The sequence below is a fragment of the Methylobacterium planeticum genome, assembly GCF_008806345.1.
GTDB lineage: Bacteria > Pseudomonadota > Alphaproteobacteria > Rhizobiales > Beijerinckiaceae > Methylobacterium > Methylobacterium planeticum.
Genome location: NZ_VZZJ01000034.1, coordinates 17,208 through 33,823 on the forward strand (window position 1 = coordinate 17,208; position 16,616 = coordinate 33,823).

Annotated in this window: 16 protein-coding genes and 1 pseudogene; 6 read left to right on the forward strand and 11 right to left on the reverse strand. The window is 73.0% G+C overall.

The features are described from left to right. Positions 1 to 390: 390 nt before the first annotated feature. From paoC to paoA, 3 genes are read right to left on the reverse strand one after another with little or no spacing between them, the layout of a single operon-like run. Complete coding sequence (gene paoC, locus F6X51_RS24235) at positions 391 to 2,610, reverse strand: aldehyde oxidoreductase molybdenum-binding subunit PaoC (protein WP_150966314.1); 2,220 nt, start codon at positions 2,608 to 2,610, stop codon at positions 391 to 393. Positions 2,611 to 2,613: 3 nt separating this feature from the next. Next, on the reverse strand, positions 2,614 to 3,564 hold the full coding sequence (locus tag F6X51_RS24240; RefSeq protein ID WP_150966316.1) for an FAD binding domain-containing protein: 951 nt from the start codon (positions 3,562 to 3,564) through the stop codon (positions 2,614 to 2,616). Further along, on the reverse strand, positions 3,561 to 4,172 hold the full coding sequence (gene paoA, locus F6X51_RS24245) for an aldehyde dehydrogenase iron-sulfur subunit PaoA (protein ID WP_407658675.1): 612 nt from the start codon (positions 4,170 to 4,172) through the stop codon (positions 3,561 to 3,563). The genes F6X51_RS24240 and paoA overlap by 4 nt, the downstream gene beginning before the upstream one ends. A 626-nt stretch (positions 4,173 to 4,798) precedes the next feature. On the opposite strand from paoA, the gene F6X51_RS24250 reads away from it, so the two are divergent. The 3 genes from F6X51_RS24250 to F6X51_RS24260 all read left to right on the forward strand — a co-directional run bounded on the left by F6X51_RS24250 (position 4,799) and on the right by F6X51_RS24260 (position 6,558). Next, a complete protein-coding gene (locus F6X51_RS24250; protein WP_150966320.1) occupies positions 4,799 to 5,863 on the forward strand; it encodes a ketopantoate reductase family protein in 1,065 nt (354 codons plus the stop codon). Between the two features lie 154 nt (positions 5,864 to 6,017). After that, positions 6,018 to 6,266, forward strand: coding sequence for a hypothetical protein (locus F6X51_RS24255; RefSeq protein ID WP_150966322.1), 249 nt, complete (start codon positions 6,018 to 6,020; stop codon positions 6,264 to 6,266). Positions 6,267 to 6,375: 109 nt separating this feature from the next. Continuing rightward, entirely contained in the window at positions 6,376 to 6,558 is a 183-nt protein-coding gene (locus tag F6X51_RS24260; protein ID WP_150966324.1) for a hypothetical protein, read from the forward strand. Positions 6,559 to 6,610: 52 nt separating this feature from the next. On the opposite strand, the gene F6X51_RS24265 is transcribed toward F6X51_RS24260, so the two are convergent. Beyond that, positions 6,611 to 6,988 carry a DUF4440 domain-containing protein gene (locus F6X51_RS24265; protein WP_150966326.1) on the reverse strand — a complete coding sequence of 126 codons (378 nt, stop codon included), beginning with the start codon at positions 6,986 to 6,988 and terminating at the stop codon, positions 6,611 to 6,613. Positions 6,989 to 8,170: 1,182 nt separating this feature from the next. Between F6X51_RS24265 and F6X51_RS24270 the strand changes: the two are divergent. Together F6X51_RS24270 and F6X51_RS24275 are read left to right on the forward strand one after the other, a co-directional pair. Then, positions 8,171 to 8,650: pseudogene (locus F6X51_RS24270) on the forward strand (DUF3280 domain-containing protein); the annotation flags it as partial. A gap of 626 nt (positions 8,651 to 9,276) precedes the next feature. Continuing rightward, on the forward strand, positions 9,277 to 9,552 hold the full coding sequence (locus F6X51_RS24275; protein ID WP_150966328.1) for a hypothetical protein: 276 nt from the start codon (positions 9,277 to 9,279) through the stop codon (positions 9,550 to 9,552). A 58-nt stretch (positions 9,553 to 9,610) separates the two neighbouring features. Here the strand turns inward: F6X51_RS24275 and F6X51_RS24280 are convergent, their stop codons facing one another. Beyond that, a complete protein-coding gene (locus F6X51_RS24280) occupies positions 9,611 to 10,603 on the reverse strand; it encodes a catalase family peroxidase (protein ID WP_150966330.1) in 993 nt (330 codons plus the stop codon). Positions 10,604 to 10,952: 349 nt separating this feature from the next. Continuing rightward, complete coding sequence (locus F6X51_RS24285; RefSeq protein WP_150966332.1) at positions 10,953 to 11,222, reverse strand: hypothetical protein; 270 nt, start codon at positions 11,220 to 11,222, stop codon at positions 10,953 to 10,955. A gap of 568 nt (positions 11,223 to 11,790) precedes the next feature. Between F6X51_RS24285 and F6X51_RS24290 the strand changes: the two genes are divergently transcribed. Next, positions 11,791 to 12,042 (forward strand): hypothetical protein, encoded by a 252-nt coding sequence (locus tag F6X51_RS24290; protein ID WP_150966334.1) that lies wholly within the window; start codon positions 11,791 to 11,793, stop codon positions 12,040 to 12,042. Between the two features lie 145 nt (positions 12,043 to 12,187). On the opposite strand, the gene F6X51_RS24295 is transcribed toward F6X51_RS24290, so the two are convergent. The 5 genes from F6X51_RS24295 to F6X51_RS24315 form a co-directional block, all read right to left on the reverse strand. Continuing rightward, a complete protein-coding gene (locus F6X51_RS24295) occupies positions 12,188 to 13,135 on the reverse strand; it encodes an efflux RND transporter periplasmic adaptor subunit (protein ID WP_150966336.1) in 948 nt (315 codons plus the stop codon). Positions 13,136 to 13,259: 124 nt separating this feature from the next. After that, positions 13,260 to 13,469, reverse strand: coding sequence for a DUF1656 domain-containing protein (locus tag F6X51_RS24300; RefSeq protein ID WP_150966338.1), 210 nt, complete (start codon positions 13,467 to 13,469; stop codon positions 13,260 to 13,262). A gap of 10 nt (positions 13,470 to 13,479) precedes the next feature. Continuing rightward, a complete protein-coding gene (locus F6X51_RS24305) occupies positions 13,480 to 15,522 on the reverse strand; it encodes an FUSC family protein (protein ID WP_150966339.1) in 2,043 nt (680 codons plus the stop codon). Then, the gene (locus tag F6X51_RS24310) at positions 15,519 to 16,013 is read right to left on the reverse strand and encodes a MarR family winged helix-turn-helix transcriptional regulator (protein ID WP_150966341.1); all 495 of its coding nucleotides are present in this window, start codon (positions 16,011 to 16,013) and stop codon (positions 15,519 to 15,521) included. Before F6X51_RS24310 ends, F6X51_RS24305 begins: the two co-directional genes overlap by 4 nt. Before the next feature lie 265 nt (positions 16,014 to 16,278). Then, a complete protein-coding gene (locus F6X51_RS24315; RefSeq protein WP_191970245.1) occupies positions 16,279 to 16,512 on the reverse strand; it encodes a response regulator in 234 nt (77 codons plus the stop codon). Positions 16,513 to 16,616 lie beyond the last annotated feature (104 nt).

A 16,616-nucleotide genomic window follows, 5' to 3' on the forward strand; every position in this document is an offset into this window, starting at 1 on the left:
GGCTCATCCCGGCAGGGGCCGAGGTCCCGTGCCAGTGCGTCACGCCGGGCGGGATGCGCACCCCGTCGCCCGGCCGGATCGCTGGACCGGACCGCCCCCGTGCTGCACCCGGCCCGCCCCGAACGGGACGAGCCCGCCCGGCGACCGGGACGGGGCGCCTCCTCCGCCAGCGGATCGACCCGCACCGCGCCGGCGAAGGTCTCGGGAAGGTCTTGGGACGGTCTCGGGCAATCCCTTGCGGGAGGGCGCCGCGCCGCTGCGCCGGACCGTCGCCGCCTCATTCGCGGCGCCGGCGACGCAGGGGGCAGCCCGCGCCGCCGGCCGGGATGGCGGCGAGGACCGGCGAGGCGGCGCCGGCGGGGCTCGCGCGTGCCCTTGCCCCCGGTTCGCTCAGGCCGCGTCGGGCATGCGGCCGAGGAGCTTGTCGAGGGTGATCGGGTAGTCGCGCACCCGCACGCCGGTGGCGTTGTAGACCGCGTTCGCCACCGCCGCGCCGACGCCGCAGATGCCGAGCTCGCCCACGCCCTTGGCCTTCATCGGCGACGATTGCGGGTCGACCTCGTCGAGGAAGATCACCTCCTGGTGCGGGATGTCGGCGTGGACCGGCACCTCGTAGCCGGCGAGGTCGTGGTTGGCGAAGAAGCCGCGCTTGGTATCGACCGCGAGCTCCTCCATCAGCGCCGCGCCGACCCCCATGGTCATGCCGCCGATGACCTGGCTGCGGGCCGATTTGGGGTTGAGGATGCGGCCCGCCGCACAGACCGCCAGCATCCGCCTGACCCGGACCTCGGCGGTGTCGGCGTCGACGCCGACCTCCACGAAATGGCCCGCGAAGGTCGATTGCTGCTGCTTCTTCGAGAGGTCGCCGTACTCGATGGCGTCCTCGGCGGTCAGCTCGCCCGCATTCGCGGCCTGGCCGAGGGGCACGGCGCGGTTGCCCGACCGCACCTCGCCATCCGCGAACACCGCGTCGGCCGAGTTGATGCCGAGGCGCTGCGCCACGGCCTCGCGCAGCTTCACGCAGGCCGCGTAGACGCCGGCCGTGGCGTTGTTGGCGCCGAACTGCCCGCCCGAACCCGCCGAGACCGGGAAGGCCGAGTCCCCGAGGCGCACCACGACCTTGTCGAGGGGCACGCCCATCATCTCGGCGGCGGTCTGGGCGATGATGGTGTAGCTGCCGGTGCCGATGTCGGTCATGTCGGTCTCCACCGTGACCGTGCCGGCCGGGTCGAGCCGGACCCGCGCACCCGACTTCATCAGCAGGTTGTTGCGGAAGCCCGCGGCCATGCCGATGCCGACGAGCCAGTGCCCGTCCCGGACCTGTCCGGGCGTCGGGTTGCGCCTGTTCCAGCCGAACGTCTCGGCCCCGCGCTTGAGGCAGCCGACGAGGTCGCGGTGCGAGAACGGGCGCTCCGGCTTGCCGGGATCGACCTGGGTGTCGTTGCGGATGCGGAACTCGACCGGGTCGAGCCCGAGCGTCTCGGCCATCTCGTCCATGGCCATCTCCAGCGCCATCAGGCCGGGCGCCTCGCCCGGGGCCCGCATGGCGTTGCCCTCGGGCAGGTCGAGATGGGCGAGCCGCATCGCAGTGAGGCGGTTCGCGCCGGCATAGAGGAGCTTGGTCTGGTCCACCGCCGTCTCGGGCCTGCCGTTCTGCAGGTTGCCCGAGATGCTCTCGTGCGCGATGGCGGTGATGTGCCCGTCCCGGGTCGCGCCGATGCGGATGTGCTGGATCGTGGCCGGCCGGTGCGTGGTGTTGTTGATGATCAGCGGGCGGGTCAACGCGAGCTTCACCGGGCGCCCGGCCGCCTTCGCCCCGAGGGCGGCCAGCACCGCGTCGGCGCGCACGAACAGCTTGCCGCCGAAACCGCCGCCGATATAGGGCGAGTCGATCCGGACGTTCTCCTTCGGGATGCCGAGAATCTTGGCGACGCTGCCGTGGCCCCAGGCGATCATCTGGTTCGAGGTCCAGAGGGTCAGCGTGTCGCCCTGCCAGGCCGCGATGGTCGCGTGCGGCTCCATCATGGCGTGGCTCTCGTCCGGCGTGGTGTAGGTCTGGTCGAGCTTGACCGGCGCCTGCCCGAAGGCGCCCTCGAAATCCCCGTGCCTGTCCTCGCCACCGCCGCCGCTGCCCTCGCCGCTGCCCCCCTCGACGGGCTTGGCGGCCTTGGCCTCGACGGCGAGGTCGAACTTGCCGGCCCCGGGGGCATGATCGACCTTGACCAGGAAGGCCGCGGCCCGGGCCTGCTCGAAGGTCTCGGCCACCACGACGGCGATGGCCTGGTGGTAGTGCTGGATCTCGTCGCCGCCGAAGAGGTTCGCGACGTTCATCACGCCCAGGCCCTGCTTGGGGACGTCGAGGGTGGTGACGATGGCCAGGACGCCGGGCGCCCGCTTGGCGGCCGCGGTGTCGATGGCGCGCACGCGGCCCTTGGCTATGCCGGCGCCGAGCACGTAGCCGTAGGCCTGGTTCGGCACGACGTCGTGACGCTCGTAGGCGTAGGAGGCGGTGCCGGTGGTCTTGAACTTGCCGTCGATCCGGTCGGTCGCCTTGCCCACGACCTTGAGCTGGTCGATCGGATTCTGGCCGGCGGGGGTGTCGAACTTCATGGCTCAGGCCCTCGCCTGGTTGAGCGCCGCGGTCAGGGTCCGCTCGGCGAGTTTCAGCTTGTAGGCGTTGTGCTCGGTCGGCTTGGCCCCGGCGAAGACCCGGTCGGTCACCGCCTTGGCGCCCTTTCGCAGATCGGCCTCCGCCGCCTCGACCCGCCAGGGACGCGGCGCCACCCCCCCGAAGGCGACGTGCCCGGTGCCGTCCTTGGCGAGGATGGCGGCCACCGAGACCAGCGCGTAGGCGTAGGAGGCGCGGTCGCGGACCTTGCGGTAGATATGCGTGCCGGCTTTCGGCGCGGGCAGCGTCACCGCGGTGATGAGCTCACCGGGCTTCAGATGGGTGTCGACCTCGGGCCTGTCGCCGGGCAGGCGATGGAACTCGGCCACCGGAATTTTCCGCTCCGTGCCCTTGGCGTCGACCGTCTCGACGGTGGCGTCGAGCACCCGCATGGCCACCGCCATGTCGCCCGGATGCGTGGCGATGCAGGCCTCGCTCGCGCCGATGACCGCGAGCTGGCGGCTGACCCCGTCGAGCGCCGAGCAGCCGCTGCCGGGCTGGCGCTTGTTGCAGGGTTGCGCCGTGTCGTAGAAGTACGGGCAGCGCGTGCGCTGGAGCAGGTTGCCGGCGGTCGTCGCCTTGTTGCGCAGCTGACCCGAGGCGCCGGCGAGGAGCGCCCGGCTCAGCACGCCATAATCCGTCCGGACCCGCGGGTCGGCGGCGAGGTCGGTGTTGCGCACGAGGGCGCCGATGCGCAGGCCGCCCTCCGGCGTCGGCTCAATCCTGTCGAGGCTCAGGCCGTTCACGTCGACGAGGTGGGAAGGGGTCTCGATCTGCAGCTTCATCAGGTCGAGCAGGTTGGTGCCGCCCGCGATGAACTTCGCCTCGGGGTTCCGCGCGACGGACGCCGCCGCCTCGGCCGGGGTGCTGGGGCGCTCGTAGGTGAAGGACCTCATGACTGCCTCCCGGCGACCTCGGTCATCGCCTCGACGATGTTGGAATAGGCGCCGCAGCGGCAGATGTTGCCGCTCATGCGCTCGCGGATCTCGGCCTCGCTCGCCGTGACGGCGGCGTTGAGGTCGGCGGTGACGTGGCTCGGGATGCCGGCCTTGATCTCGGCGAGCACCGCGACGCCCGAGCAGATCTGGCCCGGCGTGCAGTAGCCGCACTGGTAGCCGTCATGCTTGATGAAGGCGGCCTGCATCGGGTGCAGGTTCTCGGGCTGTCCGAGCCCCTCGATGGTGGTGATCTCGGCGCCCTGGTGCATCACCGCGAGGGTCAGGCAGGCGTTGATGCGCCGCCCGTCGACGATCATCGTGCAGGCGCCGCACTGGCCGTGGTCGCAGCCCTTCTTCGAGCCGGTCAGGTGCAGGTGCTCGCGCGCCGCGTCGAGCAGGCTGGTGCGGGTGTCGAGTTCGAGCTCGCGCCGCTGCCCGTTCACGGTCAGGTTGACCGTCGCCATCACCGGCTTGTCGGTGGCGGCGGTTCCGGCGCGGACTCCCGCCGGGAGCGTGGTCAGCGCCGCGGCGGCCGTCGCGCCGGCGACAAGGTCACGTCGGCTCATGTCGCGTTCTCCAGGTCGTCCCATCTCGGTCTCCGAACCTGTTGGGGAAGGGCCGGCACGGAGCCGACCGGACAGTGGGGTGCCGAGGACAACGCCGACACCTTGGATTGTGTCCAAGGTATCGCGCAGGTCCCCGGGGATGAGTGGGTCAAAATGGCATAGGGCCACGAGGGTGGCTCATGCGTGGCTCATGGGTGGCCCATGGGTGGATCATGGGTGGCGCCGGCCTGAGCGGCGCCGGCGCCGCCGCGGGCCCGCCAAGGCGAGGAGCCCGCCGCAGCAGGCGAAGGCGCGGACCAGCCCCCGCCCCCTCTCCGGATCGGCGCGGGCGGAGCGCCCGGAATCCGCACCGGCGGAGCCGCGCCTTATCCCCCGCGCGGCGAGGCCGGCGGCCGCTTCGTCGGCGCCGTCCGGGCGCGAGAGGCCGGACCGATCGTGCGCAGGGGCCGGCGCGCGAGAAGATGGACGTGCGCGGCGGGCCCGCGGCAGGTATGACCAACTCCGTTCGAGCCGTTATCACCGCTCCGGAAACCGCGGGCCTCGCGTTCGTCCCCGAGACCGGGGGCGGCGCCGGCATCCGGTTCCGTGATCGGACGTCGGCATCAAGAGAAGTCCTGGGAGGAAACATGCCACGCAATATTTTGATCTTGGGGGCCTCGTACGGTTCTCTGCTCGGCACGAAGCTGCTGATGGCAGGTCACAACGTAACGCTGGTCTGCCGGCGGAAGACCGCGGACCTGATCAATCGCGAGGGGACCGAAGTCCGCATCAAGCTGCGGGACGAGGCGGAGCACCGGGCCATCCGGTCGCGCGACCTGCCGGGCACCCTCGACGCGATGCCGCCCGAGGATGTCGACGTGTCCCGCTACGACCTCGTCGGCCTCGCCATGCAGGAGCCGCAATACACCAACCACACGATCCGCGTCCTGATGATCAAGGTCGCGGCGGCGAAGCTGCCCTGCCTCTCGCTCATGAACATGCCGCCCCTGCCCTATCTCAAGCGGATCCCGGCCCTGGCGGAGCTGGAGCTGGAGGAGGCCTACACCAATGCGGGGGTCTGGGAGCGGTTCGAGCCGGGGCTGATGTCGCTCTGCTCGCCCGATCCGCAGGCCTTCCGCCCGCCGGACGAGGGGGCGAACGTCCTGCATGTCGGGCTGCCGACGAACTTCAAGGCGGCCCGGTTCGCCGACGCGGCGCACAACCAGCTGCTCCGGGAGCTCGAGGCGGATATCGACGCGGTGCGGCTCGACGGCCAGGACGTGCCGGTGAAGCTGAAGGTGTTCGAATCGCTGTTCGTCCCCCTGGCGAAGTGGTCGATGCTGCTGACCGGCAATTACCGCTGCATCACGCCCCAGGAGCCCCAGTCGATCCGCGACGCGGTGCACGGCGACCTGGCGCGCTCGCGCGCGATCTACGAGCACGTGGACGCGATCGCCCGGCGCCTGGGCGCCGACCCGGAGGATCAGGTGCCCTTCGAGAAATACGCCAAGGCCGCCGAGAGCCTGCTCAAGCCCTCGTCGGCGGCCCGGGCGGTGGCGAACGGGACCCCCTTCATCGAGCGGGTCGACCTCCTGGTGAAGCTGATCTCGCATCAGCTCGGTGCGCCCGACCCCGAGATCGACCGGACGGTCGAGACCGTCGATCGGAAGCTCGACGAGCGGGTCATCGCCGGGGGATACGGCTCGGACTGAGGCGAGCACGCGGCCCCGCCCCGATCGGTGCCGCGGCCCCCGCTCCGGCGGCCGGCCGCGGCACGCCTCGCCGGCCCGCGGTCGGGTCCAAGGGATCGCCGCATCGGTCCGCGACGTTGATGCTCCGCTGCGCCGTCGCAGCCTGGAGCTCCCGATGTCCAATCCCGTCTTCGCCGCCCTGATGCTCGCTCTGGAGGCGCAGACCGTGATCGAGCTGCGGCTGGTTCGCCTGGCCTGGGGCGGCCGCGAGGGCCGGGCCGAGATGCACGCGATGGTCTCCGAGAAGATGTGGGCCGCCTTCGAGGCGACCGGCACCCTGATGCTCGGCGGCACCCCCGACCAGGTCATCGCCCGCTATCGCGAGCACGTGGCCGAGAACACGAGGCGCCTGAAGGCCGCCTGATCCCGTCCAGGCGCGGCCGACGCAACAGGCTGCGAAATCCGCGCGCAACGCCAAGCTTCTACACGCTGCCCCACATGACGGCCGCCCACGGCCGCAGAGGGGAAGCACCATGTTCGACACGCTCGTCCGCATCGTCGTTGCCGCCGGCCTGATGCTGGGCGCCGCGCACCTGCCGTCCGTGACGGCGGCGGCGCAGGCGGCCCCGGCCGGCACGACGCGCTCCGCCGCCGCGAAGGTGACGCGCGCCGGCCCGCCGCAAGGGGCGGCGGTCGTCCGCACCTGCGTGGCGTGACGAGACGGCGTGCCCGGCGCGGGCCCCGACACGCCGCCCGGTCGGATGCGGATCAGGCGCCGGTCTTCTCGGCGGCCGCGTTCACCAGCGGCGGCGTCTGCTGGTGCTGCACGACGCGCCACACCTCGTGCTCGAGGCGCCGGTAGGTCGAGGTGCAATGGGCCGCGTACGTCTCGTCGTCGCGCGAGGCCTTGGCCTGGTAGGCGATGACGATCAGGCCCTCCTGCGGCCGTGAGACCTGCCCCTCGGAGAGCGTCACATCGGACCAGCGCGGGGTGTTCGCGACCGCCTCGATGGCCTCGGCGCCGCTCAGGACGAAGGGCGGTCGCGGCAGCACCATCAGGCAGGCGTCGTCGACCAGTTCGCGGTAATGGTCCGCATCACCGGTCCAGAGGCTCTTCTCAAAGGACCAAACGCGATCATCGTCCATCGTTCTCTCCCGGGATCCTGCGTGTGTCGGAGACGTTCGCCGGGAGCGGTTCGTTCCAGGGGCGGCAATCCGCTCGAAACCTCGGGCGACGATGCCGATCGGACCGCCGCCGGACGGGCGCGGAGAGGCCGGCACCGGCATCCGACAGGCCTTCGAGGCCCGCCAGGACGCGATCGGCGCCTGGCGCCCTGAGCGCCGGCCGCGGGCCTGAAGGCCGAGCCGCGCCGCGGGGGGGCGGCCTGCCGGCTCAATCCGCGTGATCCGACGGGGATGACGGGCCCGCGCCGGCCTCGAGATCCGCCGCGCGCCGCTCCCAGATCCCTGCCCGGCGCCGGCAATCCGCGCTGGCCTTCTGGTTGCCCGCGCTCGCCCAGCTCTGCGCCAGGCGCCTCCAGTGCTCGGCCCTGATGCGATGATCGTGTGCGAGGCTCTGCGTCCGCATACGAGACCGAACGCCGTCGCGCGCCCGTGGTTTCGCGCGCCCGTGGTTTCCAGAGGCCGCCGATTCCGGGCGCCGGTGTTGCCGGACGATTTCCGGCGCGGCGTCGGTGCGGTGGCGGGCCAGCGCGCGACGTGGCTGGCTCGACGCCTTGTGCCGGCGTCCGATCGCGCGGGGCGTTCGGCCGAGGCCGCCCCCTCTCGGACGGCTGCGGCGATGATCGCGGGCGCGGCGCGCGGCTGCATCCCCCAAACGGGTCACCGACAAGAAAAACCCGCGCCGACAAAGGAGCCGGGCGGGTGAAGTTGCTTGGAGTGACCCTTCGATGGGGCTGATCGGGTCATAGGGTAGACGGCCGGGCATCGGGAATTAGTCCGGCCGAGGAACGCCTCTGGCGGGGCGCGCGGCGCGTGCCGCGCGGGGATCGGCGTGTTCGGGACGGCGGCGACGCGGGCGACCATCACGACGCCGGGCACGAGGCCCGCGAGCGGGGTCGCGGAGATTCGGCTGCCGGCCGCCGTGCCGGAGAGACGAAGGAAGGCCCGCCACGGCTGAGCCGGGCGGGCTGGAGGTGGCCTCCGGAGGCATCCCGCCTGGGACCAACCGGGCGAACGCGATCCCGTTCACGCCGACCCGCCCCGGCTCATCCGGGGGAACGCGCGGCCGTGCGGGCTGATGCCTGGACCGCGCACGAACCGGTCGGTCGCGCGTTCCACCTCCAGACCGAACGGGAAGGAACGGACATGACAGCTCGCCACGCCCTCGCGCTCACCGCGACGTTGCTCGGTGCCACGGCGGCCTACGCCGACCCGCCGAAGGCCGCCGTGTTCGAGTTCCAGCTCGCCAATCTCGGCGCCCAGGCGCCGACCGAGGCCGACAAGGCGCGCCTCGGCCCGCTGACCGATCTCCTGCGCCGGCAGCTGCAGGACAGCGGGCGCTATCGCCTCGTGTCGACCGAGCCCGTTCGGGAGGCGGTGGCCAGGAGCGCGGACCTGCGCAAGTGCGGGGGCTGCGCCGACGACTTCGCCCGGACGCTCGGCGCCGATGTGGCGGTCACGGGCGAGATCCAGAAGGTCTCGAACCTGATCCTGAACATCAACGTCTACGTGAAGGACCTGACGGCGGGCACCCCGGAGCAGGCCTACAGCGTCGACATCCGCGGCGACAACGACCTCTCGTTCGAGCACGGGGTGAAGTACCTCGTGAAGAACCGGATGCCGCCGCGCGTCGCGGACGCCGCCGCGACGACGCAGGGCGTCGGCGCGGGCGAACCCGACGCGGGCGGGATGGTCGTCCTTCCCGATCCCGCGGCGGCCGTCTACCAGCCCGGTCCGCCGAACCTGCCGAAGGGCACCGAGATCAGCATGGTTGCGGGCGATCCCGCCAAGCCGGGGGCCTTCGTGCTGCGCGTGAAGGTCCCGGCGAACACCCTCATCGCGCCCCACACGCACGCGAAGCCGGAGACGCTGACGATCCTGTCGGGCTCGATCTTCCACCAGCACGGCGAGACGGTCGACAAGGCGGCGGGCCGGGAATTGCGGACCGGCGGCTTCGTCTACCTGCCGCAGGACATGCCGCATTCGCTCTGGACCACGGGTGAGCCGGTCGCGCTGCAGGTCAACGGCTTCGGCCCGTTCGGGCTGAACTACATCAACCCGGCCGACGACCCGAGCCGCCAGGCCGGGCGGTAGCCCGTGGCCTCGCGGGCGTGAGCGGCGATCGTCCGCCGGGGCCAGGGCCGCAGGGAGCGAGGCGGCCCGGCGCTTCCGGCCGGGAACGTCCCCGGGCGGCCTCCGTTGGTCCGCCGAGCGGGCATCGCCGCGCCGGCGTGACCGATATCGGAGGCACCGTGAGACCACAGATCCGCACCCCCCTCCTCGCAGCCCTGCTCCTCGCGGGCAGCGCAGGGATCGCCCTGGCCGCCGGCGACGGCGACAAGGCCGCGGGCACCGGGAAGCCGGGCGCCCGCGGCGATGCCGGTGCGTCCACCGGCAGCATGGGAGCCGGCGGAATGACCGGCACCGGCGCCACGAAGGATGGGGCGCGCACCGGGACCGGCCCGGGCGCCCCCGGCGCCGCGCGTGCCGGCAGCCCGGCAACGCCCGCCCCCGGCACGACCCGCTGAGCGACGGGCAGGCTCGCAGGCGCCGGCGCGCCCGGGCCTGCCCGGGGCGCGCCTCAGCTCATTGCGAGCGGCGCCCGAACGAGACCGCGTAGGCCTGCACCCGGGCGTCGATCAGGGGATCGTCCGAGACCTCGATCCCGTCCGTGAGCGCGTTCGGCATGAAGAGCAGCGCCTTCTCGGCCTCGGCGCTGTCCGGCACGGCCCTGCTCACCGTCAGGGTACCGAGATCGACGGTCTTCCGGTCGTCCGGCCAGGGCTTCGTCGCGTCGTTCGTGGGGTCGCCCGGCTCGGCGAGCTGCGCCAGGACCCGGAAGCTCGCGGGCTCCTTCGCGAGGCGCGGGCCGATCTCCTCCATCAGGAAGTTCGGCCCGCGCTTGGCCGCCTCCTCGGCCGGCAGGATGTCCTCGCCCTGCACCGGCACGAAGCGGTACCGGAACGCCTGCCGCTTGCCGTCCTTGTCGACGAAGACGAAGGCGTTCACCCCGTTATAGGTCTGGCGGGCGAAGCTCGAGGGCGGCTTGGCGGTCTTGCCGGCCGTGGCGGCGGCCGGGTGGGCGGCGGCGAACCTGTCGAGCGCCGTCGGGTGCGCCGCGTCCGGACCGCTCTCGGAGGCCGCTCTGAGGAGGTCGCGGAACTCCTCGCCGGTGGCGGCGGGGAAGAACTTGAGGGCGTTGACGACGACATCCATCTCCGAGCCGTCGCCGAGCTTGAACTTCATCGCCATGCCGTGCGGGTTGGCGTTGGCCGCGCCGTCCGGGATGGTGGGCACGCCGGTCGCGTCCGAGAAGCGGACCGTCACGGGCACGGCCGGCCCCTGGAACAGGGAGGCCTTGCTGATCTTGGCCGCCTCGGGCGAGGGCGTGAAGCTGCCCTCGGCCACCACGCCCTTGGCGTGGTTGGCCCGGAAGCCCGCGTGCTTGCCGAAGAGCTTGTTCATGACGTCGATCGTCTGCTCGGCCGTCGAGGGCTCCTCGGCGAAGGCCGGCATCCCCGTCGTGAGCGCGAGGGCGACGCTCATCATGAAGGCGCGCCCGACTCGTGAATGAAGCATCAGAATCCTCTCGGTGGTGTCGACGCTCGGTTGCAAGGCCTCGGGGCGCCGCAGCGTCCCGCCGGCCAACGGGACGTCCGCCCGGTCCCGGACCATACCCCGCACCACCGGAAATCCCAGACCGGAATGCCCGCGCTTCCGGTAACGGGTGGCCGGCCCGAACTCAATCCGGCCGGCCGGGGGCGCCGGAGCCCCGCGCCCACCAGACGGGGGCCGATCGACGGCCGGGCGCTCAGCCCCGCGGGACGTCGACGGAGCCGATCGCCGTCATCACGAGACCGCAGACGAATGCGCCGATCATGCCGGAGGGAAACACCCTCAACGCCACGCCGCCGGCGTCCCTGCGCAATCAGCAGCGATTGCCGCCCGCGGTCTGGCCGTACTGCTTGACCGGGAAGTTCTGCTGGTTCGCATTGCCCTCGGCGGCGGAACTCATCGGGCAAGTCGCGGGGTTGCGACCGTAGGTCCCGGTGAAGGGCGCTTCGAACGAGCCAGTGGTTTCGACGTCGTAGGGCGCAAAGCCGGTCCAGACGGAAGATCGAGGGGCGGCCATAGCAGACGAGATCGAGGCCATGCCAAGGACGAGAGCGGCGGCGACGGCGGTGATACGGGTCTTCATGGTCTTTCAGTCTCCTCAAGACGGCGGTCCGGGGGATCCGGTGCCTGCTAAATCTTGTGTGATACTGATATAGGGTGCTGATCACCGACGCGACGTGCCGGCTCGCACGCCGTGTCCAGGATTATAGACTGTCGAGAATCGGATGATCTCGATCCGCGACACGCCGGGCAGCGCGTGCCTGCCAGAGGCCCCGACCCCGTTCGGATCCCCGTCCTGCCGCGTCCGGTCGAGGGCGGGCAATCCTGGCTTCCGGGCCCGTCCGGATGCCGGCCGCGGGATCGTCGGTGCTGATCGGGCGGAACGCTCGTCGCCGCGGCCATGATCCGGCCCGAACCGGAAGGCTCTCGCGCCCCTCCGGACGTCCGGGTCGCCACCGGGAGGGCGTCGACGCTGCGGTCGCCGGCGCCCTTCGTCGAAACCGGAGCGGCACCCTCCGCACGAGCGCGTCCCGGCGGAGGCCGGACCGCGACAGGGTCCCGTCGGAGGCCCGGCCGCAGGGATCCGCGGAACCGGGACCGCCGTCGCGGCTGTTGAGGTTGCGAGGGCCGGCGGATCAGGGAGCGGCAGGGTGGCGCAGGACGAGCGTGAGCGCGGGGCGGCGGATGGCCGGGCCTGCGTGGCGGAGATCGCGGCGAGCGGGCAGGCCGCGATCCTCGAGGAAGGGCGCGCCGATGTCGTCTTCGGCGAGACGCTCGTCAAAGCCCTGGCCCGGTCCGTCGCGACCTTCGACGGGCGGGGGTCGAGCGAGGCCGCCGAGCGCTACGCCGAAGGGTTCCTGCAGGGCGCGAACGCGGCCGTGACGGCCCTGCGGGCCAAGTAGACGGCCCTGCGGGCCAAGTGGACGGCCCGGGCCGCTGGCCGCGGCGCGTTCCGACGGATTCCCGAGACGAGGCGCGCGGCGGCCGGCACCTGGCTGGCACTCGCGGCACCGAGCCCGCCCGCGCGCGGACGGGGCGGACGGGCGCTCAGGGCCCGCTGCCCCGGGGGGCGGTCGCGGCCGGCGCCGCGCGCCAGAACCCGAGCAGGTCGAACCGCGGCGCCTCGCCCCCCGCCTCGACCGCGACGGTCGCGGTGCGGCCGGAGACCAGCCGGACGCCCGCCGGGGCGGGATCGAGGGCGATCCGGACGGGCACCCGCTGGGCGAGCCGGACCCAGGCGAAGGTCGGGTTGACGCTGGCGAGGAGGTTGGAGCCGGCCGTGCGCTCGCGGTCCTCGATGCCGCCCGCGAAGCTCTCGACCCGGCCCGTCAGGGTGGCCGTCTCGCCCATCAGCCGGACGCTGGCCCTGTCGCCGACATGGATGCGCGGCAGCTTCGTCTCCTCGAAGTAGCCCTCGACCCGGAGCGTGTCGCTGTCGATGAGCGCCATCACGCCGCGGCCGGTGGTGACGTAGGTGCCGGGCCGAAGCTCCATGTTGGTGATGCGCCCGTTGACCGAGGCCTTCACGGCGGAGCGCTCGAGGTTGAGCCGGGCGAGGTCCCGGTCGGCCGTCGCCTGGTCGTAGGCCGCCTTGGCCTCGAGGTCGGTCGCCCGGGCGAGCTCCACCTTCTGCTGCGACACGGCGGCGTCGCTGAGCTTGCTGTAGCGGACGTAATCGGCGGCGGCCTGCTCGGCGCTCGCCTTCTTGCCCTCTACCATCGCCTCGGCCTGGCGCAGCGCCAGGGTGAAGCGCTCCGGGTCGATCCGGAACAGCACGTCGCCCCGCTTCACCACCCGGTTGTCCTCGACGAGGACCTGGGTGACGAGCCCCGAGACGTCCGGCGCCACCGCCACCACGTCCGCGCGCACCCGCCCGTCCCGGGTCCAGGGGGCGTTCATGTAGTAGTCCCAGAGCGCCAGCCCGACGACGATGGCGAGGGCCACCATCGCCAGGGTGAGGGCGAGGCGAAGCGAGAGGGCGAGAAGCCGCGTCATGGGGTGGGCCCGGGGATCAGGACGGCGATGCGGCAGGGCACGGGACGCCGCGCGATGCCGGGGCGGGGAACGGGGATCGTCCGAGCCCGGACACGGGCGCGGAGCGGGAGGCGGTGCGGGAGGCTCATGAGGCGAACGGCACCGCGACCGAGACGACGATGCCGAGGAGGACCACGTAGAGGGCGAGGTCGAAGAGCGGCCGATGCCAGACCAGGCGATAGAACCCGGCCCGGGCGAGGATCCGCCGCAGCGGCACGCTGACCGCGAAGGCGATGAGCATCCAGGCCGCGAGGCCCGGGATGAAGACCCCGTAGAGGTCGAGCTCGCCCGTCATCGCAGGCTCATCATGCTGCGAGACCCGGTTGCGTGCGCGCCGGCGGCCCCGCGCGGTACGGGGGTGCCTCCGGGAACAGGCCGCGGCGGATCCCCACGAGGCCCATGAGCGCGGCGCGGCCGGCGGCCTGCCGGGCGTCGGCGGAGACCGCCTCGAGCGCCTCGTCGATGATCGCCAGAAGGTCGGCCGGGGGGGATGCGGCCGCGCGCCGGAAGTGGCGCGACAGGGCCGCGAGCAGGCGCTCGACCGCCGCCCGCGCCGGCGCCGGGAGCTGCCGGCGGTCGCGCCGGAGCTCGACCAGGTTGATGCCGACCCGGACCTCGGCGAGGAGGTCGGCGGTCCATTCCGCGTCGTCCGGCGGCAGGGCGGCGAGGCGCGGCGCGATCAGGCCGACGCGGTCGAGCATGAGCGCGGCGAGTTCGAGGCCGTTCTGGGCGCCGCGCCGCTCCGCGGCCCGGGCGAGGCTGCGGCGGTTGACGACCCGCAGGCGCCGCGCCGTCCAGGCGGCCCCGACGGAGCGCACGAGGCGCGTGACCAGCGCCGCCGACCACATCCCCAGGATGACGGCGACGGAGGAATTGGTGAAGGCCGCGAAGTCGGCGCTGAAGCTGCTCTGGAGCGCGATCATGGTCGAGCCGTTGACCGCCGCGCCCATCGCCATGGGGGCCGTCCGCGGCTGCGTCATGAACAGCCCGCAGAGCAGCAGGCCCGGCGCCAGGGCGAGGGCCAGCATCTCGAAGGAGGTGGCGAGCGGCAGGACCGCGAACAGGTAGGTGCCCGCGCCGAGGGCGCCGACGATGGCCGAGTTGGCGAAGCCGACGATGGAGGGCGCGGGGTCGTCCTGCGCGGCGAAGAAGCAGCACCCGACCGCCGCCATCATCGGGGCGCCGGCCCCATCGGGCCAGCCGGTCGCGATCCAGATCGCGCTCGCGAGGCAGACGGAGAGGAAGACGCCGACGCCGGACAGCAGGGCCATGCCGTGATCGCGGTGGCGGATCGTGCGCGCCTCGGCCGTGTACCGGAACGCCAGGGCCTCGGTGACCGGGGTGCCGTCCACGATGTGGCGCTGCAGGAGACGGGCGTCCTGGCGCAGGTCGATGAAGTCGAGGAGGCGCGCCAGGAGGCTCGCCCGCACCATTGCCTCCCAGGAGGGCCGCTCGTCGAGGCTCGGGGCGATCGCCTCCGCGGCCGCCCGCAGGCGCGCGGCCTCGGCCGGGTCGGTGGTTCCGGAGGCGAGCCAGCCGGCCATGTCGTCGAGGAGGCCGCGCAGGCGCTGCGGCAGCGCGCCGGCCCGCTCCAGGGTCTCGATGCGGTCGGCGATCGCCGAGACGATGGGCAGGAACATCAGCATGTGCTGGCGCAGCGTCGCCAGGGCGGCGGCCGACCGCTCCGCCCCGGTCATGTCGTAGCGCAGCGGCGTCACCAGGGCGTCGAAGGCCACGGCGTCCGAGGCGAGCCGCAGGCGCTTGGCCTGCGTGTCCCTCGCCGGGCGGGCGCGGCCGAGGACGTCGACGACCCAGCCCCGGGCGTCGCGCAGCCAGAGGTCGAGCCGGCCTGCGATCACGGGGGCCACCGATTGCGGCAGCACCACCGAGGACATCAGGCTGGCACAGAGGATCCCGAGGGTGATCTCCTCGGCCCTGGCCACCGCGGCGTCGAAGATCGCCCCGGGGTCGCCGACCGCCGGGAAGCCGATCAGGGCGGCCGTGTAGCCGCCGAGCATCATCAGGTAGCTGCGCGGGGTGCGGTCGAGCAGGGAGAAGGACAGGCAGACCGCGACCCAGAGCGCGATGGCCAGGGTCAGGAGCTCGGGCGCGTCGACGAGGTTCGGCACCAGGATGACGGTGACGACGGCGCCGATCACCGTGCCGCAGACCCGGTAGACGGCCTTCGAGCGGGTGGCGCCGGCCAGCACCTGGCTGGTGATGTAGACCGTGCCGACGGCCCAGTAGGGCTTGGGCAGGTCGATCCAGAGCGCCAGGAACAGGGCCAGCATCGCCGCCCCGAAGGTCTTGATCGAGAAGGCCCAGTCGCGCCAGCCCGGAAGACTCATTCCGCCGCCTCCCCGGCGACCCCGGCCCCGGCCGCCTCGGCGCCGGGGTGCGCGCGGACATGGTCCTGCACGGCCTGGAACACCCGCAGGCCGGCCTCCAGGTCCGCGGCGCCCACCGTCGCGAACACCGCGTCCCGCAACCGGTCGAGATCGGCCTCGATCCCCGCCACGACGGCCTGCCCGGCCGGCGTGAGGCTGAGCACCTTGGCGCGCCGGTCGGTCGCATCCTCCCTGCGCTGGACGAGCCCCGCCGCGCAGAGCTGGTCGAGCAGGCGCACCAGAGACGGGCCCTCGATGCCCACCGCCTCGGCCAGGGCGTTCTGGCGCGGCGCCCCCCCCAGGCGGCCGATCAGCACCAGCGGCAGCGCCCGCGCCTCCGAGATGCCGTGCGCCTCCGCGGCGGCGTCGGCCAGGCGCCGCCACTGGCGCCCGGCCAGCAACAGGGTGTGGGTGTAGGCCTGCCGGAGCGGGCGCAGATCCTTCGCGGCCACCGCATGCCTCCCCGCGTCGAGACTGACGGAGCACCGACCGGGGGTCGGGCCAGAACGTTAGGATACTATCTATTAGTGTGTGATCGGACAAGGGCAGGCCGCGGATCCCCGCGGGGGCAGGCCGCGGATCCCCGCGGGGGCAGGCCGCGGATCCCCGCGGGGGCAGGCCGCGGATCCCCGCGGGGCGGGCCGCGCCGGGGCTGGCGGCGACGGAGGCCTCGCCGCAATCCGGCGCGATCAGTCCGGCACGATCAGTCCGGCACGATCAGTCCGGCCTGGGCTGCGCCGTGTCCGCGACCTTGCGCAGGATGCCGGAGAGCTGCTCGGCCGAGCAGGGCTCGTGCAGCAGCGCGAAGCCGTGGTCGTCCTCGCGGGCCAGCACGTGGCTGCATCCCGAGGCGAGGACCACCGGCAGGTCCGGCAAGCGGCTCCGGAGCCGCTTCGCCGGCGCGGCCCCGCCCATGCCCGGCATGACCGCGTCGAAGATCTGGGCGATCACGTCCGGGGCGGGCCCGCGCCCGGGATCGGCTGCGTCCTGACCCGTACCCGAGGGCGGGGCGCACCGTTCCCCGCCTTGTCTCCGGCCGCGCCCGGTCCCACCTG